The organism is Nocardioides palaemonis (genome assembly GCF_018275325.1).
GTDB classification, from domain to species: Bacteria; Actinomycetota; Actinomycetes; order Propionibacteriales; family Nocardioidaceae; genus Nocardioides; species Nocardioides palaemonis.
Map to the genome: position 1 here is coordinate 2,325,401 of NZ_JAGVQR010000001.1, position 19,846 is coordinate 2,345,246.

Annotated in this window: 20 protein-coding genes and 1 pseudogene; 17 read left to right on the top strand and 4 right to left on the bottom strand. The window is 71.8% G+C overall.

All coding sequences use genetic code 11. From position 1 onward, the window contains the following. Window positions 1–25 precede the first annotated feature (25 nt). Window positions 26–916 carry a TIGR01777 family oxidoreductase gene (locus KDN32_RS11325; protein ID WP_211732104.1) on the top strand — a complete coding sequence of 297 codons (891 nt, stop codon included), beginning with the start codon at window positions 26–28 and terminating at the stop codon, window positions 914–916. Here the strand turns inward: KDN32_RS11325 and KDN32_RS11330 are convergent. Next, entirely contained in the window at window positions 862–1,443 is a 582-nt protein-coding gene (locus KDN32_RS11330; protein ID WP_211732106.1) for a hypothetical protein, read from the bottom strand. The two genes, KDN32_RS11325 and KDN32_RS11330, sit on opposite strands and share 55 nt — an antisense overlap. 74 nt (window positions 1,444–1,517) lie before the next feature. Between KDN32_RS11330 and lipB the strand changes: the two genes are divergently transcribed. The 9 genes and pseudogenes from lipB (at window position 1,518) to KDN32_RS11375 (ending at window position 10,208) form a co-directional block, all read left to right on the top strand. Beyond that, window positions 1,518–2,261: a lipoyl(octanoyl) transferase LipB gene (lipB, locus tag KDN32_RS11335; RefSeq protein ID WP_211732108.1), complete on the top strand. Its 744-nt coding sequence runs from the start codon at window positions 1,518–1,520 to the stop codon at window positions 2,259–2,261. Between the two features lie 94 nt (window positions 2,262–2,355). After that, complete coding sequence (locus KDN32_RS11340) at window positions 2,356–2,949, top strand: DUF4188 domain-containing protein (protein ID WP_211732110.1); 594 nt, start codon at window positions 2,356–2,358, stop codon at window positions 2,947–2,949. A gap of 34 nt (window positions 2,950–2,983) precedes the next feature. Continuing rightward, window positions 2,984–3,454 (top strand): (2Fe-2S)-binding protein, encoded by a 471-nt coding sequence (locus tag KDN32_RS11345; protein WP_211732112.1) that lies wholly within the window; start codon window positions 2,984–2,986, stop codon window positions 3,452–3,454. After that, the gene (locus tag KDN32_RS11350) at window positions 3,451–4,464 is read left to right on the top strand and encodes an FAD binding domain-containing protein (RefSeq protein ID WP_211732114.1); all 1,014 of its coding nucleotides are present in this window, start codon (window positions 3,451–3,453) and stop codon (window positions 4,462–4,464) included. Before KDN32_RS11345 ends, KDN32_RS11350 begins: the two co-directional genes overlap by 4 nt. After that, window positions 4,461–6,617, top strand: coding sequence for a xanthine dehydrogenase family protein molybdopterin-binding subunit (locus KDN32_RS11355; protein WP_211732116.1), 2,157 nt, complete (start codon window positions 4,461–4,463; stop codon window positions 6,615–6,617). The genes KDN32_RS11350 and KDN32_RS11355 overlap by 4 nt, the downstream gene beginning before the upstream one ends. A 75-nt stretch (window positions 6,618–6,692) precedes the next feature. Next, window positions 6,693–7,630, top strand: a pseudogene (gene lipA, locus KDN32_RS11360) (lipoyl synthase). Window positions 7,631–7,686: 56 nt separating this feature from the next. After that, window positions 7,687–8,394 (top strand): DUF4191 domain-containing protein, encoded by a 708-nt coding sequence (locus KDN32_RS11365; RefSeq protein WP_211732118.1) that lies wholly within the window; start codon window positions 7,687–7,689, stop codon window positions 8,392–8,394. A gap of 43 nt (window positions 8,395–8,437) precedes the next feature. Beyond that, window positions 8,438–9,295 (top strand): hypothetical protein, encoded by an 858-nt coding sequence (locus tag KDN32_RS11370; RefSeq protein WP_211732120.1) that lies wholly within the window; start codon window positions 8,438–8,440, stop codon window positions 9,293–9,295. A 70-nt stretch (window positions 9,296–9,365) separates the two neighbouring features. After that, the gene (locus KDN32_RS11375; RefSeq protein ID WP_211732122.1) at window positions 9,366–10,208 is read left to right on the top strand and encodes a hypothetical protein; all 843 of its coding nucleotides are present in this window, start codon (window positions 9,366–9,368) and stop codon (window positions 10,206–10,208) included. A gap of 1 nt (window position 10,209) precedes the next feature. On the opposite strand, the gene KDN32_RS11380 is transcribed toward KDN32_RS11375, so the two are convergent. After that, the gene (locus tag KDN32_RS11380) at window positions 10,210–10,593 is read right to left on the bottom strand and encodes an RDD family protein (protein WP_211732124.1); all 384 of its coding nucleotides are present in this window, start codon (window positions 10,591–10,593) and stop codon (window positions 10,210–10,212) included. Window positions 10,594–10,774: 181 nt separating this feature from the next. Here KDN32_RS11380 and glnA point away from each other — a divergent pair, with 181 nt between their 5' ends. Continuing rightward, window positions 10,775–12,196, top strand: coding sequence for a type I glutamate--ammonia ligase (gene glnA / locus KDN32_RS11385; RefSeq protein ID WP_211732126.1), 1,422 nt, complete (start codon window positions 10,775–10,777; stop codon window positions 12,194–12,196). Between the two features lie 1,263 nt (window positions 12,197–13,459). Here the strand turns inward: glnA and KDN32_RS11390 are convergent. Beyond that, window positions 13,460–14,443: a GlxA family transcriptional regulator gene (locus tag KDN32_RS11390; RefSeq protein WP_443678611.1), complete on the bottom strand. Its 984-nt coding sequence runs from the start codon at window positions 14,441–14,443 to the stop codon at window positions 13,460–13,462. A 66-nt stretch (window positions 14,444–14,509) separates the two neighbouring features. Between KDN32_RS11390 and KDN32_RS11395 the strand changes: the two genes are divergently transcribed. From KDN32_RS11395 to tsaD, 6 genes are all read left to right on the top strand, one after another. Beyond that, entirely contained in the window at window positions 14,510–14,821 is a 312-nt protein-coding gene (locus KDN32_RS11395; protein ID WP_211732128.1) for a putative quinol monooxygenase, read from the top strand. Between the two features lie 179 nt (window positions 14,822–15,000). Then, window positions 15,001–15,390, top strand: coding sequence for a hypothetical protein (locus KDN32_RS11400; protein WP_211732130.1), 390 nt, complete (start codon window positions 15,001–15,003; stop codon window positions 15,388–15,390). Between the two features lie 447 nt (window positions 15,391–15,837). Further along, window positions 15,838–17,022, top strand: a complete 1,185-nt coding sequence (locus KDN32_RS11405) for an MFS transporter (RefSeq protein ID WP_211732132.1) — start codon at window positions 15,838–15,840, stop codon at window positions 17,020–17,022. Window positions 17,023–17,155: 133 nt separating this feature from the next. Next, a complete protein-coding gene (locus KDN32_RS11410) occupies window positions 17,156–17,776 on the top strand; it encodes a superoxide dismutase (RefSeq protein WP_211732134.1) in 621 nt (206 codons plus the stop codon). Then, entirely contained in the window at window positions 17,773–18,036 is a 264-nt protein-coding gene (locus tag KDN32_RS11415; RefSeq protein WP_211732136.1) for a hypothetical protein, read from the top strand. The genes KDN32_RS11410 and KDN32_RS11415 overlap by 4 nt, the downstream gene beginning before the upstream one ends. Then, entirely contained in the window at window positions 18,033–19,070 is a 1,038-nt protein-coding gene (tsaD, locus tag KDN32_RS11420) for a tRNA (adenosine(37)-N6)-threonylcarbamoyltransferase complex transferase subunit TsaD (protein ID WP_211732138.1), read from the top strand. Before KDN32_RS11415 ends, tsaD begins: the two co-directional genes overlap by 4 nt. Before the next feature lie 90 nt (window positions 19,071–19,160). Here tsaD and KDN32_RS11425 read toward each other — a convergent pair whose 3' ends face one another. Next, window positions 19,161–19,796, bottom strand: coding sequence for a DedA family protein (locus KDN32_RS11425; RefSeq protein WP_211732140.1), 636 nt, complete (start codon window positions 19,794–19,796; stop codon window positions 19,161–19,163). Window positions 19,797–19,846: the final 50 nt, after the last annotated feature.

A 19,846-nucleotide genomic window follows, 5' to 3' on the forward strand; every position in this document is an offset into this window, starting at 1 on the left:
TTGGCCCGCATGGTTGGGTGGGCGCATGCGCGTCGTCATCGCCGGAGCGTCCGGGTTCCTCGGCACCCACCTGACCGAGCACCTGCGGGTCCACGGCCACGAGGTGACCACGCTCGTGCGCCGCGACCCCACGTCGTCGCACGAGTCCCGCTGGGACCCCGCGCGCGGGGAGGTGGACGCCGCGGTCGTCGCCCGCGCGGACGCCGTGGTCAACCTGGCCGGCGCCAGCATCGCCGGCAACCCGCACTCCGGCCGGTGGGCCGAGGAGGTGCTGGAGAGCCGGATCTCGACGACCGGCCTGCTCGCCCGCACCATCGCGGCCGCCGAGCGTCCGCCGGCGTTCCTCGCCGGCAACGGCATCGGGTGGTACGGCGACCACGGCGACGCGCTCGTCACCGAGGACGCGGACAGCCACGGCGACGCCTTCCTCACCCGGGTCACCCGGGAGTGGTCCGCGGCCGCCGAGCCGGCCCGCGAGGCCGGCGCCCGCGTGTGCGTGCTGCGCACCGCACCGGTGATGGACCGCACCTCTCCCCCGCTCAAGCAGCTGCGGCTGCTGTTCAAGGCAGGGCTCGGCGCGCGCCTGGGCTCGGGCGAGCAGTACTTCCCGATGATCTCGCTGCGCGACTGGATCGGCGCGGTGTCCTACCTGCTGGAGTCGCGCGACGTGTCCGGCGCCTTCAACCTGTGCTGCCCGACGACGCCGACCAACGCGGAGTTCACCCGGGAGCTGGCCCGCGCGGTCCGGCGCCCGGCGTTCCTGGTCGCACCGGCCAAGATCCTCGAGGTCGCCGCCGGCGACCTGTCCTCGGAGCTCCTGGCCTCGGTCAACGCGCGACCGGCCGCGCTCGAGCGTGCCGGCTACGACTTCGAGGACGAGGACGTGCGCGAGGTGCTGGCCGCCGCGCTGGCCTGACCGGTCGCCTCCGCGACCCGCCAGCTGCCGCCGCGGCGCACGAGGACCACCTCGCGCGTGGCCGGCCGCCCGACCGGCAGCGGCACCGACCCTGACGGACCGCCGACGGCCCGCGCCCCCACCACCCGGTCGGTGGTGCGCAGCACCAGCCGGCGCGGCGCGCGCGCCACCACCTGCAGGGCCAGCACCTGCGTGGTGAGGCCCTCGACCCTCAGGCCGCGCCCGGCGTAGCGGCGCAGCAGCGCGACGTCGGCCGCACCCGCGCGCGAGCCCGCGACGTAGAGGCGGCGCAGCGCGCCCGCGTCGCCGTCCGCCCAGGCCGCGGACCGCCGCTCGTCCCATGCGGCGAGCACGCCGGCGGGTCCCCGCACCGCCGCGGACACAGACCCCGTGTCCGTCGAGCCGGCGGCCGCGCCGGTCGTCGCCGCACCCTCCGGACGGGACCGGCTCCACCCCACGACGGCCGTGAGGACGAGGCAGGCACAGGCGAGCGCGGCCAGGGCGGGGATTAGGCGGCGTGGGTCCACCCCACCACCCTCGCCGATCCGGCGGCCGGACGTCGGCCGTCATCCACAGGGACGACGGGCGTAGGCTCGCCGACATGTCGCTGGACGTGAACGCGCTGGACTTCGAGGTCGCCGGGCTCGGCGACGACGCCGTCGACTACCTCGCCGCCTGGGACGTCCAGCGGCGCGTGCACGAGGAGGTCGTCGCCGGCACCCGCGGCGACACCGTCCTGCTCCTCGAGCACCCGCCAGTCTTCACCGCCGGCAAGCGCACCGACCCGCACGAGCGCCCGGCCGACCCGGGCGGCGCGCCCGTCATCGACGTCGACCGCGGCGGCAAGATCACCTTCCACGGCCCCGGCCAGCTCGTCGGCTACCCCATCGTCTCGCTGCCCGACCACGTCAAGGTCGTCGACTACGTCCGCCGCGTCGAGGAGGCCCTCATCGCGGTGTGCACCGACCTCGGCGTGACGACGGCACGCATCCCCGGGCGCAGCGGCGTCTGGCTGCGCGAGGACGACCGCGGCCCCGAGCGCAAGATCGCCGCGATCGGCATCCGGGTCAGCCGCGGCGTCACGATGCACGGCTTCGCACTCAACTGCGACGTCGACCTCGGGTGGTACGACCGATTCGTGCCGTGCGGCATCGCCGACGCCGGCGTCACCTCCCTGAGCCGCGAGCTCGGCCACGACGTGACCGTCCAGGACGTCCTGCCCAGCGTGCGGCAGCACCTCGCGACCTACCTCGCGTGGGGCCCCTACGACGCGACCCCGGACTACGACGCCCGCCCGGAGCCGGGCCGGGGTCCGCGGATCCAGCTGGTCACGCCGGGCGCCTGACGGACCGTCCCGGAGGCGGCCCCGGGCCTCGTTGACCCCGGCGCTCCCGCGGTGCCACGCTGGCAGTGCGGGGGTCACGATCCTGGAGGTCGTCATGGCCGGTCGCACCACCCCACGCCGCGTTCCCCGCGGCTACGACTCCGCTCCCCGTCGCGCCCCGCGCGGCGTCCGAGGCGGGCAGTACGTCGCCGACCCACCCGACGGCGACGTCGTGGTGTTCGTCATCGGCATGCGCATCAACCGGATCCGCAAGGTGCGCAGCTGGTGGCCGACCTTCGTCGGCATGCCGCAGATGCTGCGCGAGCTCGCGAAGGAGGACCGTGGGCTGCTGGGCGTCCAGTCGTACTGGTCCGGGCGGACGCTGCTGACCATCCAGTACTGGCGCAGCGCGGAGGAGCTCGGCGCCTACGCCCGCGACGCCTCGCTGTCGCACGCCCCGGCATGGGCGGCCTTCAACCGCGACGCGGCCGGTTCCGGCGACGTCGGGATCTTCCACGAGACCTACGTGGTGCCCACCGACCGCATCGAGAGCGTCTACGGCAACATGCCCGCGTACGGCCTCGCGGCTGCCGTCGGGTCCATCGGGCGCGGCGAGCGCTCCGCCCGCGGCACCGCCCACCAGCGGCTCTCGACGACCGAGCCCGACTACGTCGAGACCCCGGCCGGACCGGGGCGCTCGGAAGGGTGATCTCCGTGACCGCGACGCCTGCTTCGATGGCCGCATGAGCCGGACGTCCGTCAACCTGACCGTCAACGGGGACCCCCACGTGGTGGAGGTGGACACGCGGCGCTCGTTGCTCGACCTGCTGCGCGACGACCTCGGCCTCACCGGCACGCAGAAGGGCTGCGACCAGGGTGCGTGCGGCGCGTGCACCGTCCACCTCGACGGCCGGCGCCGGCTGTCCTGCCTGACCCTGGCCGTGCAGGCCGAGGGCCACGACGTCACGACCATCGAGGGGATCGGGTCCGCCGACGACCTGCACCCGGTCCAGCAGGCGTTCATCGACTGCGACGCGTTCCAGTGCGGCGCGTGCACCGCCGGGCAGGTGATGTCGGCGGTCGCGCTGCTCGACGAGGTCGAGCGGCCGGACGCCGAGGAGGTGCGCGAGCTGATGAGCGGCAACCTGTGCCGCTGCGGGGCCTACCCGCGCATCGTCGACGCCGTCCTCGCCGCTTCCCGTCAGGAGGCGTGAGCGTGCACCCCTTCACCTACGTCCGCGCCGACGACCTCGAGACCGCCGCGGCCGCCCTGACCTCCGACGCCGTCGCCCGTGCCGTCCAGAACCCCGACGACGTGGTGCTGCTCGCCGGCGGCACCACGCAGTACGACCTGATGCGCGACGGCGTGTGGTCACCCGGCACCCTCGTCGACATCAGCGGCCTCCCGCTGACCGACGTCGAGGTCGAGGGCGACCTGCTCGTCGTCGGCGCCGGCGTCACGATGGCCGACCTCGCGGCGCACGACGCCGTCGCCGGGCTCGACGTCCTGCGCGACTCGCTGCTGCTCGCCGCGTCGCCCCAGCTGCGGACGATGGCCACCGTCGGCGGCAACCTGCTCCAGCGCACCCGGTGCCGCTACTACCGCGACCCCGGGGTCGTGCAGTGCAACAAGCGGGTGCCCGGCAGCGGGTGCGCGGCGGTCGAGGGCACCGCGCGCATGCACGCCGTGCTCGGCGTCGACGCGGGCTGCATCTCGGTCCACCCCTCCGACCTCGCCGTCGCGCTCGTGGCGCTCGACGCGCGAGTACGGCTGCACGGCCCCGACGGCGCCCGCACGGTGCCGGTCACCGACCTCCACGTGCGGGCCGACGAGGACCCGACGCGCGACAACACGCTGCGCGCCGGCGAGGTGCTGACCCACCTCGAGATCCCGGTGCCGGACGCCCGCACCGGCTACCTCAAGGTCCGCGAGCGCGCGTCGTACGAGTTCGCGCTCACCTCCGCGGCCGTGGTCGCGCGGGTCGAGGACGGGCGCCTCGCCCACGTCGCGATCGGGCTCGGCGGCGTCGGGTCGGTGCCGTGGCGGGCCCGCCGCGCCGAGGACGTGCTGGCCGGGCAGCGACCCACGCTGGAGCTGTTCGAGCAGGCCGTCGAGGCCGAGCTCGCGGACGCGTTCACCGTCCCGGGCACCACCTTCAAGCCCGAGCTCGCGCGCCGCACCCTCGTGCGCCAGCTCCGCGACGTGACAGGAGCGAGCGAGTGACCACGACGTCCGAGCGCACCGACAGCCGCACCGGCGAGCCGGTCATCGGGGACGGCGCGACCCGCGTCGACGGACCGCTCAAGGTGACCGGCGAGGTGCCGTACGCCGACGACCTCGCGCCGCGGGACGCCCTGGTCGGCGTGCTGGTCGGCAGCACCGCCACGGCCGGCACCCTCACGCTGGTCGACACCACCGACGCGCTGGCCGCGCCCGGTGTCGTCGAGGTGATCACCCACCACAACGCCCCGCAGGTCGTCCGGCCCGACGAGTCGGCCGCCGGCCGCGCCCCTGTCCCGCCCTTCCAGGACGACCAGGTCCGCTTCCGCGGCGACTACGTCGCGCTCGTCGTCGCCCAGACGCGCGAGGAGGCGGTCCACGCCGCCTCGCTGCTCCACGTCCACGTCGACGACGCCGAGCCGGTGGTCGACCTCAACGACCCGCGCGCCACCCGCGAGGGCGACGACCCGGTCGGGGCCGACAGCGTCCGCGGCGACCTCGACCGCGGGCTCGCGGAGGCCGAGGTGGTCGTCGAGGCCGACTACGTCACCGGCGACAACACCAACAACCCGATCGGCCTCTTCGCCGCGTGCGCGCAGTGGGACGGCGACGCCCTGACCATGTGGGCGACCACCCAGTGGCCGTTCAACGTCGCGGCCAGCCTCGCCGAGGCGTTCGGCGTGCCCCGCGAGGGCGTGCAGGTGCTGTGCCCCTACCTCGGCGGCGGCTTCGGCTCCGGCCTGCGGCCCTGGCCGTTCATCCACGCCGCCGCGATGGCCGCGCGGGTGGTCGGCCGGCCGGTGCGGGTGGTGCTGAGCCGGCCGCAGATGTTCACCGGCATCGGCCACCGACCCGAGACCGTCCAGCGGGTGCGGCTCGGCGCCCGGCGGGACGGCACCCTGACCGCGGTGGAGCACACCGCGACCGTCCCCGTCGCGCTCGACGACGACAACCCGGAGGACGTCGTCTCCGGGACCCGTCAGGGCTACGCGGTCGAGCACCTGCGCACGGACGTCGACCAGGTCCGGCTGCACATCCCGCCGCCGGGCTCGATGCGTGCGCCCGGCGAGGCGCAGGGCAACTTCGCCCTCGAGACCGCGCTCGACGAGCTCGCCGTCGAGCTGGACGTCGACCCGGTGGAGCTCCGGCTGCGCAACTACGCCCACACCAACCCCGACCAGGACGACCTGCCGTGGTCGAGCAAGGCGCTCGACGAGTGCCTGCGCCGCGGCGCCGAGCTGATCGGCTGGGACGACCGCGACCCCGCGCCGCGCTCGATGCGCGACGGCGACGACCTCGTCGGCTACGGCATGGCCGCCGTGTCGTTCTTCTACTTCCAGCAGCCCTGCTCCGTACGCCTCGTGGTCCGCGCCGACGGCACCGCCGCGGTGCACTCCTCGGCGATGGACATCGGGACCGGGACCTACACGGTCGTCACCCAGGTCGCGGCCCGCCACCTCGGCCTCGACCTGGCCGACGTCGAGGTCGTGCTGGGCGACAGCAGCCTGCCCGCCTCTCCCCCGGCCGGCGGGTCCGGCCTTGCGATGGCGATCAGCAACGCGGTCGCCCGCGCCGCCGCGTCGCTGCTCGACGACCTCGGTCTGGGCGACGCCCCCGGGCTGGAGGCACTCTCCGGAGCCGTTGGCCAGCGTGACGAGGTGTCCGCGGAGGCCACTGCCACCCCGCCCGACCCGGCGGAGGTCGGCATGTCCCCCTCGGGCGCGTTCGGCGCGAAGTTCGCCAAGGTCCGCGTCGACGCCGACCTCGGGCTGGTGCGGGTCGAGCGGCTGGTGTCGGTCGTCGACTGCGGCGAGGTGCTCAACGAGCGCACCGCCCGCAGCCAGGTCGTCGGCGGGACCGTCGGCGGCATCGGCCACGCGCTGCTCGAGCACACCGTCACCGACCTGCACGCCGGCCCGCAGACCGGGCGGATCACCAACGCCCACCTCGCCGACTACCTCGTCGCGGTCAGCGCGGACGTGCCCGACCTCGAGGTCGAGTTCGTGGGCGGTCCCGACCGGCTCAACCCGGTCGGGGTGAAGGGCGTCGGCGAGATCGGCCTGTGCGGGGTCGCGGCGGCCATCGGCAACGCCGTCTTCCACGCCACCGGGCGACGCGTGCGCCGGCTCCCGATCACGCCGGACCTGCTGCTCTGAGGCGCTCTCGGACGCGGTGCCCAGCGCGGCCGAGGGCGAATTGGGCGGGCATCCGGCCCGGCGTAGAGTGACGACGTGACTGCCCCTGCACCCGAAGGACGCAAGCTCCTCCGCCTGGAGATCCGCAACGCCGAGACGCCGATCGAGCGCAAGCCGGAGTGGATCAAGACCAAGGCGAAGATGGGCCCGGAATACACCGCCCTGCAGAACCTGGTGAAGTCCGAGGGACTCCACACGGTGTGCCAGGAGGCCGGCTGCCCCAACATCTTCGAGTGCTGGGAGGACCGCGAGGCCACCTTCCTCATCGGCGGCGAGCAGTGCACCCGGCGCTGCGACTTCTGCCAGATCGACACCGGCAAGCCCGCCCCGCTCGACCGCGACGAGCCCCGCCGCGTGGCCGAGTCGGTGCAGAAGATGCAGCTCAAGTACGCCACCATCACCGGCGTCGCCCGCGACGACCTCCCCGACGGCGGTGCGTGGCTCTACGCCGAGACCGTCCGCGCGATCCACGCCCTCAACCCCGGCACCGGGGTGGAGAACCTGATCCCCGACTTCAACGGCAAGCCCGACCTGCTCACCGAGGTCTTCGAGTCGCGCCCCGAGGTGCTGGCCCACAACGTCGAGACCGTGCCGCGGATCTTCAAGCGGATCCGTCCCGCGTTCCGCTACGACCGCTCCCTCGACGTGATCACCCAGGCCCGCGACTTCGGGCTGGTGACCAAGTCCAACCTCATCCTCGGCATGGGCGAGACCCGCGAGGAGGTCTCGCAGGCGCTGCGCGACCTGCACGAGGCCGGCTGCGAGCTGATCACCATCACCCAGTACCTCCGCCCTCCCCGCGCCACCACCCCGTCGAGCGGTGGGTCAAGCCCGAGGAGTTCGTCGAGCTCAAGGCCGAGGCCGACGAGATCGGCTTCGCCGGCGCCCTGTCCGGACCGCTCGTCCGCTCGTCCTACCGCGCCGGCCGGCTGTACGGTCAGGCCATGGACGCCCGCGCCGCCGCGACCGTCTGACCCCGTCTGACCCGCACCTCCGCACCGCACACTCACCAGCCAGGACAAGGCCAGCTATGTCGACCCCCGCCTCCACGCCCAGCTCGCGCCGTGGACAGATCATGCAGACCTACCAGATGGCCAAGCGCAGCGACCCGCGCCTGGGCCTGATCCTCCTCGCGACCTTCCTGGTGGGCGCTGCGGTCGGCTTCGGCCTGATGTGGCTGCTGCCCGGCGACGGCGTCCTCTCGCTGGTCATCTCGATCATCAGCGCGCTGATGATCGGCATCCTCGCGGCGCTGATCGTCTTCGGTCGGCGCGCGCAGAAGGCGGCCTACACCCAGATGGAGGGCCAGCCCGCGGCCGCCGCCGGCGCGCTCCAGATGCTGCGCCGCGGCTGGAAGGTCGACCCGGTCGTCGGGTTCACCAAGCAGCAGGACGTCGTGCACCGCGTCGTCGGCCCGCCCGGCATCGTCCTGGTCGGCGAGGGCTCGAGCCAGTCGCGCGTCAAGGCGCTGCTCGCCACCGAGCGCAAGAAGCACGAGCGGGTCGCCTACGAGGTCCCGATCCACGAGGTCGTGTGCGGTCGCGGCCACGGCGAGGTGCCGCTGCCCAAGCTGGTGCGCCACGTCCAGAAGCTCGGCCGCAACGTCAAGCCCGCCGAGATGACCGACATCCTCCAGCGGCTCAAGGCGCTCGACGCCCAGCGCGGCAAGCTGCCGCTCCCCAAGGGCCCGGTCCCGACGTCGATGAAGGGCATGCGCTCGCAGCAGCGCGGTCGCTGACCCTCTCGCGGAACCGGCAGCGGTCGACGGTCGTCGCAGCCACATGACGGCCCCCACGTCGCGCCGGCTCGCGCCAGCGGCCATCGCCTGCGCGGTGATCCTCCTCCTGGTGGCGCTGGTGGTGGCCTGGTCCGTCGCCGGCCACCGCCGGCAGGAGGCCCCGATCCGGGCGACGTTCGACCGCGCCGAGGCCGCGCCCGGTGGGCTGCGCCTCTTCGGCGTCGAACGACGTCTTGCGACCCAGCGGATGCGCGGCTTCTGGAGCCGCTGCGGAGCCGGGACGTACGACGCCGACGTGCACCGCGCCGGAGCCCGCGGTGCCGAGGTCGACCTCGTGTTCCGCCCGCGGCCCAGCTTCGGAGGGTGCGGCGGCGACGACCAGGTCGACCTCGGGCCCTCCTCCGGCATCGACGAGGGCCTGTTCGTCCCGCTCGAGGGGCCGACGCCGGCCACCGTCCGCGCAGTGGGCGGCGCGAGCGAGCTCCGGGTGGTCGACCCCACCGTCGGACTCGTCCCGCCGGACGGCTGGGAGTCGGAGCCTGCTGCAGCGGGCTCCACCACCGCCGTGACGCGCCGGACGTGGGTGGGACCCACGGGCCAACGCGCCGTCGTGACCCAGCCCGCGGCGTACGTCGACGACGCCCCCGACGCCTGGCTGCTCACCGGGGACCTCGGCGACCTCCCGATCGACGTCGCCGACGCCCCCAGGATCGAGGGTGACCTCGGGCTCGAGCTGCGCGGCACCGAGGTCGCGGCGTCGTTCGTGTCCTACTCCCCCGACGACCTCGTGCACGTCCGGCTCACCACGAGCGACGGCCACGCGGTCGCGGACCTCGACGTGAGCGGTGTGGACGCCCTCGACCTCCGTGACCTCGTCCTGGGACTGCGCGTCAGGTCATGACGCGGGCCGCGCCGGGACCCGGCGGCGGGATCCGTCCAGCCACGCTGCACGTCCCAGCCCCGTGCACCCCGTGAACCGGACTCTCAGCGCGTACGCGCTCCTCCTCCTCGCCGGGGTGCTGGTCCTCGCCACCGTCGCGCTCGCGTGGGGTCACCGCGACCAGGCTGCTCCTCAGCCAGCCCACTTCGCGGAGGCGACGGTGGCCCCCGGAGGCGTCCGCCTCCTCGGACTGGGGCACGACCAGCGGTCCAGGTCGTCGTGGTGGTGGCGCGACTGCGACGGCGGGAGCTACGACCACTCCGCCGAGCAATCGGGCGACACCCTCCGCGTCGACCTCACCTACGTGCCGAGCCCCCACCTGGGCAGCTGCCCGGTCGAGGAGAGCTGGCGCGCCGGGGGCGGTGGGCGCGACGGAAGCATCTTGATCCCCCTCGACGGTCCCCCGCCGACCACGGTGGTGGTCGAGGGCGACACCACACCACACCCCGTCGTCGAGCCGGACCTCGAACCCGTCTTCCCGGCCGGCACCGCCTGGGAGGAGACCGGCGACTTCTACCGGCCGGCGCCCGCAGGCGACGGGGAGACCACGCGGTCGTGGACCGCGACCAGCGGCCGCGCGCGAGTCGACCTCACCTACGTCACGGGCTACGTCGGGCAGGCACCCGACGCCTGGGTGCGGACCGGCGACCTCGCACCGGCCGTCCCCGCTCGGCGGGTGCGGACGGCTGACGTCGAGGACGACCTCCGGCTCGGCGGCGTGCCGGTCGTCGCCCGGCTCGCGTGGGTCCGCGGCCAGGCCGAGGTCGACGTCATGACCCCGGACGACCGGGTCGTCCTGCGGATGGTGGCGTTCTCGATGGGCACCGCGGAGGTGGTCCACCTCCTGCGGTCGTTCGCCGCGGCGAACCCGTGAGTCAGATCGTGACCGTGCGGGTCCCTGCGGCGAGGTCGTGGACCCCGCGACCGTCGAAGGTCAGCAGCGGCGGCACGAGGAGCGCGACCAGCACGCTGCGGAGCAGGGCGCGCAGCAGCGACACCGGCCTCGACGGGTCGCGGTGGTCGACGACGCGTACGCGCGTCACGAGCTTGCCGAAGGACCCGCCCGTGGTGGCGGTGAACAGCGCGGACTCGAGCACGAAGAGGCCGAGGGTGCCGAGCCCGTTGGGGTTCGAGCCCAGCACGCCGACGGCCACGAGGCCCTCGACGACGGCCAGGCAGGCGAACCAGTCGACGACCAGCGCGAGGATCCGGCGGCCCCAGCTCGCGTTCTCGAGGGTCGGTGTTACGGCGCTCGTCACGCCACCAGCCTAGGAGGCTGTCGGGAGCCGCCACCTGCCGGTCACACGTAACACGGCCGAAACAAACGGGATACGGTCAAGAAACTGCCCCCCGCTAGTGTCGGCGCCACGGTGCAACGAGGCTCCGTTCCCGACGCTGCAATCTCGACGGCCGCGAGAGGTCCGTCAAGGAGGACACCGAATGTTCAACAACTCCGATGAGCTCCTGAAGTTCATCAAGGACGAGGGCGTCGAGATGATCGACGTCCGCTTCTGCGACCTGCCGGGCGTGATGCAGCACTTCACCGTCCCGGCCTCCTCCTTCGACCAGAGCGTCTTCGACGACGGCCTCGGCTTCGACGGGTCCTCGATCCGCGGCTTCCAGGCGATCAACGAGTCGGACATGTCGCTCTTCCCGGACCCGACGACGGCCTACCTCGACCCGTTCCGCAAGTCCAAGACGCTCAACGTCAACTTCTTCATCCACGACCCGATCACCGGCGAGGCCTACAGCCGCGACCCGCGCAACATCGCGCGCAAGGCGCTGGCCTACCTCGACTCGACCGGCATCGCGGACACCGCGTACTTCGCCCCCGAGGCCGAGTTCTACATCTTCGACAACGTCCGCTACTCCACCGGCGTCAACGAGGGCTACTACCACATCGACTCCGTCGAGGGCTGGTGGAACTCCGGCAAGGAGGGCGAGGAGAACAAGGGCTACAAGACGCGCCTCAAGGGCGGCTACTTCCCGGTCGAGCCCTACGACCACTACAGCGACCTGCGCGCCGACATGGTCAAGAACCTCGAGGCCTGCGGCCTGCAGGTCGAGCGCGCGCACCACGAGGTCGGCACCGCCGGCCAGGCGGAGATCAACTACCGCTTCGACACGCTGCTCAAGGCCGCGGACGACGTGATGAAGTTCAAGTACCTCATCAAGAACACCGCGTGGGAGCAGGGCAAGTCGGTCACCTTCATGCCGAAGCCCATCTTCGGCGACAACGGCTCTGGCATGCACGTGCACCAGTCGCTGTGGAAGGACGGCGAGCCGCTGTTCTTCGACGAGACCGGCTACGCGGGCCTCTCCGACACCGCCCGCTGGTACATCGGCGGCATCCTCAAGCACGCCCCGTCGCTGCTCGCCTTCACCAACCCGACGGTGAACTCCTACCACCGCCTCGTGCCGGGCTTCGAGGCGCCGATCTCGCTGGTCTACTCCTCGCGCAACCGCTCCGCCTCGGTCCGCATCCCGATCACGGGCGCGAACCCCAAGGCCAAGCGCGTCGAGACCCGCTTCCCCGACCCGTCGGCGAACCCGTACCTCGCGTTCGCGGCACTCATGCTCGCCGGCATCGACGGCGTCCAGAACAAGACGGAGCCCGCGGCCCCGATCGACAAGGACATCTACGAGCTGCCGCCGGACGAGATGGCCGACATCGACCAGGTGCCCACCAGCCTCGGTGCCGTCCTCGACGCGCTCGAGGCCGACCACGAGTACCTGACCCGCGGCGGCGTCTTCACCGACGACCTGATCGAGACCTGGATCCACTTCAAGCGGACCCAGGAGATCGCCCCCGTGCAGCTGCGCCCGCACCCGCACGAGTTCGAGCTCTACTACGACATCTGATTCCGGGGTCCTCGTGACCTGCGGCTTGATGCCTGAAACGGCGTCTGAACTGCGAGAACGTCTTCCGACTTCTTCCAGCGTCAGGCGCCGTTTCTCATCCTTGTGCGTACCCATTGCACCCCACGGCGGGGAGGGGCAACAGCCTTGGCCCGCACCTTCGCAAGCGTCTGCGCGGAGCGGTCCGATCTGCACACATCCGACGAGGGGTCGCCACCCCGCTCCGTGAGCGAGCTCCGTAGAGCTTCGACCAGCTCCACGGCGGATGGGTGCTCGAGCGTAGGTGGTGATCAGGCGCACCTCGGGCCTTGTTCCGCGCCGGCTGCACAACACGGCCAGTGCCCAGCAGTGGCCAACGCGATTGGAGCGTCGCGAGAGAAACGGTGTCACGTCCGGCTAATCCGGGCTCAGACACCGTCGCGTGGCGTAGGCGTGTCCGGCCGAGGTGAGCGGGCTCCTTCGTGTCGTCACCGTCCCGGAGGGCTCGCTCAAGGTTGGCGCTGACCATGCGTCGCGGGAAGGACACGACAGGGAGACCGAGCGAGCGGTAGCCCGTGCTCGGCGGCCTCGGCCCACATCAAGGCCGCGGCGTGGTCGAACCTCCCGGATGCGTCGCTCTCAACGAACCGCGCGACGCGTGCTGAGATGTGGGCCGTCATGCTGGCACCACGTCGAGTTGCCTCAGACCGAGCATGTTGCGCTCCTCGGGCGGGGTGCGCCCGCCACACTGCGCCCGCACCGACTGGATCTTCGGCCCCACGGCCCTCACCCCGGACGAGGAACCCGCGCACTACCCGGTGTTCCCGCTCTCGACGGTTGGCGTCAGCGAGCCCGCACCGACCTGAGGGTGCCTCGCCGTTGTCAGGTTTCCCGGCTCTTCCCAGATGAGGGTGTAGGTCGGCCGGGCGCGTCGGTCCGCAGATAGACGTCGAGGTCTCCCGACGGTGGAGGTTCCGACGTCATCCATCCGAAAGACCTCGACGTGACCGACGCTACCCCGTCGGCCGGCTTCGGCCGCCCTGACCTGACCGCCTTCGCGTCTCATTCCAACCGACCCTGATCGAGTCTGTTGACCCCCTCGACGAGAACGCAGCGACATCACAGCCACCCAACCCCGACCGTCCGGGAACCTGGGACACGTCACATGGCCTGTGCTGCGGGCGTGTCGAGTGGGTCGTCCACGGGCGACGCAGGAGCGTCGACGCGACGTGCCGAGAGGTGGTTCCAACCGAGCGCTACGACACCGGCTACAGGCATGGCGATAGGTCAGGAACGGCGTCGCTCCCTACGCAGGAGGGAGCGCAGAGTCTCGGCGTTCGCGTAGCCGACCCGTAGCGCGATCTCGGCGGAGGTGAGGTCCGTGGTTGCTGAGAGGTGCCGAGCTCGTTCGATGCGAAGCCGTTGGACGAACCCGAGCGGAGTGAGGTTGAGCGCCGCACGGACTCGTCGTTCGAGGGTGCGCCGGCTGGTGCCGAGCGACTGCGCGACGAAGGCGACGTTGAACGGTTCGTCCAGGCGGGCGCGCACGAAGCGTTCGAACTCGACGACGATCGGGTCCTCGTGCCGGAGATGTTCGTAGGCGACGAAGGCCGCCTGCGACGGACGCTCGTCGATGATGAGGAGCTTGGCGACATGTTGGGCCAGGTCGGGGCTGATCGATCGCACGAGTGAGAGCGCGAGGTCGATGTGGGCGAACGCGGCGCCGGCGGTGACGAGGTTCCCGTCGACCACGACCATGGTGTCGAGATCGAGGGCGACGGTCGGATAGCGCTTCAGGAACTCCGGCCCCAGGAACCAGCTGGTCGTCGCCCTCCGATGATGCATCCGTCCGGTCTCGGCGACAGCGAACACGCCGGTGCACGCCGCGGCGATCCGGGTGGTCGCGTCGTCGATGCGCCCGAGCGAGGCGATGACCGAACGAGCATCTCGGCTCTGGAGGGCGTCGTGGGTAGCGGCGGCCGTGAGGGTTCCGAGCGCAGGGACGACGACCACGTCGAACTCTGCGGACTCCGACAGCGGGTGGTCCACCGACAGGGTCATCGATGCCGTCGTGGTCACTCGCCGTTTCGGTCCGAGGATGGCGAGTTCGATCGGGCCGATCCGCGGGTCGACATCGCCGCGGGCCCCGTCGGCCACCCGCAGGATGTCGATGACCGACGCGACCGCCGAACCGAAGCAGCCGTCGATCGCGATCAGTCCGATACGCATGGCGCGAACGATAGCAATACTGCCGTATACGCCACTTCTCACATGCCCTTGCTCGTCCTACGCTGAACTCGCTTCACCAAGAAACCTCGACACCTGGGAGAACCCCTCATGTCCACAGCCGCATCACTTCCGTATGCCTTCGTCGCCAAGATCGTCGCGGCCGATGGACAGCACGACGCGCTCGCCGATCTGCTCGCCGGCGCTGTCGCGCTCGCCAACGAAGAAGTAGGAACGATTGTCTGGTTCGCGGTCAGGACCCACGCCGACACCTTCTGGATCTTCGATGCATTCCCCGACGAGGCCGCTCGCGACGCCCACGCCAACGGCGCCATCGTCGCAGCCCTGACGGCCAACCAGCACCTCCTCGGCGCAGCACCCGAGATCCTGCCGGCCGACGTCCTCGCGTCCAAACTCCCGTAGTCCGCCAACGCACGAGACGATCGCGCCCCGCCGAGCCGTCGCCAGGTCGCGACGCAACGCAACGCTGCGTTGCCGAGCGGTGCGAGGCCTATCGGCACACGGACAGGATGCCGGCCGCGAGCGCTCAGCCGGCGAGGGGTCCGTCGCCGAGGAGAGCGACGTCGGTATCGGGCAGAGCCGTGTTCACGGTCGACCTCGGAGATGTGCGCAAGCCACGCTCGGGCGCTACGGGTTCTCGGCAGATTCTTCCCACGCAGATGGTTGAACCGTGGCACCGCCACGAGGACCTAGCCTTCGCGGTACAGACCCGGCACAGCAAGTACTCGGACGACAGGACAGGCTCGACCTGCGAGACCTGCGGCCGCTGGAAGTGGCTACCGATCAGCGAGGGTGATGCACCGATTGTGGCCAGCGCTGTGGTCGCGGAGTCGGATCTGACTGCCTCACCGGAGACCTTCGGGGACAGCTTGAAGTCGTTCCGGCACCTGCTCGTCAGGCGACCGCTCGGGGAAACGCTCGTGGCGGCCAGCCCACGCAACTGGCACCTGGTCGAGGTTCAGATCGCCTAGTGCCGACGCCGATCGGGTCTTCACGCCGCGACCGCTCATCGACATGAGCGAGCGCTTGATGTGGGGACTTCGACTGACGGCACCGCCCCTGGACTAGGTACTCTCCCGCGACCAACGGAATGTCGCCGATCGTCCGGGCCGCACACCTTCGAAATGGGTGAACCCGACCGCGGCACCTTCTGCCCATTGCCAACGCTGTGCGGCCCACGTGCGGCCCAGGCGGCGCGAGATGCACTGTTTGCGCAGGTCAGAACCGGTCCCGTGTCAGTACTACGACATCTGAGCCACGCTCAGCGCCGACCCGCGGGTTCGCCCACGGTCGGCGTCTGACCTGCGAGAACGTCCCACGACACCTCCGGGTGTCGTGGGACGTTCTCCGTTGTCGTGTGGCATCAGGCGTCGGGCGCTGGGCCCTCCTCTCGCCCAGGACATGTGAGGATGCCGCCCGTGACCCACCGACTCGACGCGGGCTTCCTCCGCCTCTGGATCGGGACCACCGCCTCGGGAGTCGCCACCTGGTCGATGCCGTTCGTCCTCGGCCTCGCTCTCGTCGACTCCACCATCGGGGCCCCGGAGCTCGGGTGGCTCCTCGCCGGCCGTACGGTCGGCTTCCTCGCCGTCATGCCGTTCGCCGGGGTCGTGGCCGACCGGCAGCCGCGACGCAGGGTCGTCGTCGCCTCCGCGCTCCTCGCCTCGACGGCGTCGATCATCCTGGCGCTCGGCCTGACCACGTCGATCGGCCTTGGCCTCGTCGGAGCCGTGCTGGTCGGGGTCGGCCAGGGAGCGTGCCGGCCCGCCCTCCAGTCGCTCGTGCCGGAGATCGTGCCGCCCGAACGGCGCCAGTCGGCCAACGCGGCCATCAGCATCGCCGTCCGGGTGAGCGTGCTCGCGGGGCCGGCGATCACCGGTGTCGCCGCCACGGTCCTCGAACCTCCCGGCCTGCTCCTGGGCACAGCCGCGCTGTGGGTCACGACCGCCCTCGTCACTCCCCCGGGAGCCACGCCGTCCCGGACGCAGAAGGTGCGCGTCGGGTTCCTCGTCGACTTCGGCGACGGCCTGCGGGAGGCCCGGCGCCACCCGTGGTTCGTCGGCGGTCTCGGCGCCCTCGCGACCGTGATCCTCACCGGCTACTCCGTCACGGCGGTCGCGGTGCCGATCGTGGCGCGCGACTCCGGCGCCGGGGTCGCGCTGGTCGCCGCCGCTGCGACGGCGTACGCAGGCGGCGCCCTCGCCGGTGCGCTCCTGGTCGCCCGCTGGCGTCCGTACGCACAGGGGTGGGTGGCGCTCGGCGGGTTGGCGGCCTACGCCCTGGCGCCGTTGACGATGGCATTCGGACTCGGCTCCGCGTGGATCGTCGCCGCCTACGTGGCGTGCGGGATCGGGATCGAGGTGTTCAACGTGCCCTGGTTCACGGCCACGCAGCGCGAGGTCGACCCGGCGAAGCTGTCACGCGTCTCGTCCCTGGACTTCCTCGTCTCCTACGGCCTGGCCCCCGTGGGCCTGGCCCTGATCGCGCCGGCGATCGACGCCTTCGGGCTGCGGCCCGTGCTTCTCGCCGCGGCGACGGCGTGCCTGCTGGCCCCCGGGGCTGCGGCGCTCGTCCCGTCGAGCCGCCGGTTCGCCCGATCGTGAGCACGCGGTCCCTCGGGTCCGACTGTGGAGCGACCACGTGCCCGGACTGTCGAGACACCCGAGCGTCGAGTACGACACCGGGCGGACCTCCACCCTTGTTGCCACTAAATTGCAACAACGACACACTTGCACCATGGCTGACTACTCGCTGCCCGACCTCCCCTACGACTACGCCGCCCTCGAGCCCTACATCTCGGGCGAGATCATGGAGCTGCACCACGACAAGCACCACAGCACCTACGTCAAGGGCATCAACACCGCCGTCGAGCAGCTCGCGGAGGCCCGCGAGGCGGAGTCGTTCGGGTCGCTGTCCACGCTGGAGAAGAACCTCGCGTTCCACCTCGGCGGCCACGTCAACCACTCGGTCTTCTGGCCCAACATGTCCCCCGACGGCGGCGACAAGCCGACCGGCGAGCTGGCTCAGGTCCTCGAGGAGTACTTCGGCGGCTTCGACCGCTTCCGGGCCCACTTCGAGGCCAACGCGATGTCGGTGCAGGGCTCGGGGTGGTCGGTGCTGACGTGGGACATGGTCGCCCAGCGGCCGTTCATCATCCAGCACTTCGACCACCAGGGGAACGTGCCGATCTGCATGGTGCCGCTGCTGATGCTCGACATGTGGGAGCACGCGTACTACCTGCAGTACCGCAACGACAAGGCGACCTTCGTCAAGCAGTGGTGGAACATCGTCAACTGGGCCGACGTGCAGTCCCGCTTCGAGCGGGCCCGCACGCAGACCCCCGGCCTGATCCTGTGACCGACGACGAGCGCCGCGAGGCCCTGTCGCCGGTCGTCTCGGCGGCGCAGCGTGTCGCCGGCGTCGTGGCCGCGCGCGCCCGCGGCGACCGCGACGGGGCGCGGGCCCTGATGGGCACGTTCGCCGACGAGGCCGAGCTCGCGAGCGGGGCGTTGCTGGTCGCCGAGCTGAGCCTCGGACTCCTGCACCGCGAGACCGGTGAGTCCCTCGAGGACTGCGTGCGCGACCTGTGCCTCGAGATGGAGTCGGCGCTGCGGTGACCCTCGTCCTCGGCATCGAGACGTCGTGCGACGAGACCGGCATTGGACTGGTCGCCGACGGTCACCTCGTCGGCCAGGCGCTCGCCTCGAGCATGGACGAGCACGCCGTGTTCGGCGGCGTGGTGCCCGAGGTGGCTGCGCGCGCCCACCTCGAGTCCCTCGGGCCCGTCCTGCGCGCCGCCCTCGACGACGCCCGGGTCGACCTGGGCGACGTAGGTGCGGTCGCCGTCACCGCGGGTCCGGGCCTCGCGAGCTCCCTGCACGTTGGCGTCGCGGCTGCCAAGGCGCTCGGGGTGTCCTTGAGCGTCCCCGTCCACGCCGTGCACCACCTCGCCGGGCATGTCGCCGCCGACACGCTCGTGCACGGAGCGCTCCCGGACCCGTGCGTGGTGCTGGTCGTCTCCGGCGGGCACACCTCCCTGCTCCTGGTGCGCGACCTCGCGCTCGACGAGGTCGTCCACCTCGGCGACACCCTCGACGACGCCGCCGGAGAAGCATTCGACAAGGTCGCCCGCATCCTGGGCCTCGGCTACCCGGGAGGCCCGGCGATCGCCCGAGCCGCCGTCGACGGCGACCCTGCGCGGATCGCCCTCCCCCGCGCCCTGGCCGACGAGCGCGGCGAGCGCCGCCACTCCTTCTCGTTCTCCGGGCTCAAGACCGCGACCGCGAGGTACGTCGAGCGCGTCCGGGCCGACGGTCGCCAGCCCGAGGTCGCCGACCTCGCCGCGTCGTTCCAGGAGGCCGTGGTCGACGTCCTCACCGCCAAGGCCGTCGCCGCGTGCCGCGAGCACCGGGTCGACACGCTCGTCATCGTCGGCGGCGTCGCCGCCAACCGTCGCCTGACCGCGCTCGCACGCGAGCGCTGCGACGCTGCCGGGATCTCGCTCCGCGTGCCTCCGCCGGCCCTCTGCACCGACAACGGCGCCATGATCGCCGCCGTGGGCGACCTGCTCGTCCGCGCCGACGTCGCTCCTTCGGGCCTCGACTTCGCCGCCGACCCGTCCGCCGTGCTGCGCCACAGCCTGATCCGGTGACCGGCCTCTCCGGAGTCCCCTGGTGCGGGGCGGTGGGTTCCGGTCGACGCTGGCCTGCTGCCCGAGTCCTTCGGAAGCTTCCCTCGTTGCCTAGCCGGAATCGCGCTCCCGCCACCAGTGGATGCCGGCCGGGATCACGGTCAGGAGGAGCAGGCCGAGGATCAGGTAGTCGACGTGGTGAGCCAGGAACGGGAACCGGTCGCCGACGAAGTAGCCGGTGAGCAGGATGCTCAGCACCCACAGCAGCGCGCCGACCAGGCTCCAGACGAAGAAGCGTGGCCGCTTCATCTTCGACGCGCCGGCCACCACGGTGATGTAGGTGCGCACGACCGGGACGAACCGGCCGATCACCAGCGCCTTGCGGCCGTGCCGGTCGAAGAACCTCTCGGTCCGGTCGAAGTAGTCGCGCTTGAGGATCTTGCCGTCATGCTCGTAGATCACCGGACCGAGCCTGTTGCCGATCTCGAAGCCGATCACGTTCCCGAGGAACGCCGATCCGACCAGGAGTGCGGACGACGCGGCCAGGTCGACGAGCGGGGCGCCGGGGAGGATCGTCAGCTTCTCGCCCGCCAGGAACAGGCCGATCGCGACGATCAGCGTGTCGCCCGGCAGGAACGGGAAGAACAGCCCGCACTCGACCACGAGGATCGCGCAGCTGACCCAGAAGAAGCCGGCGCCGAACTGCGAGAGCATCCACTCGGGGTCGAGCCAGCTGATACCGAACATGTGAGCGGACGCTAGCGACCCGACGCCTCGGTCGGCACCACCCGTTCGAG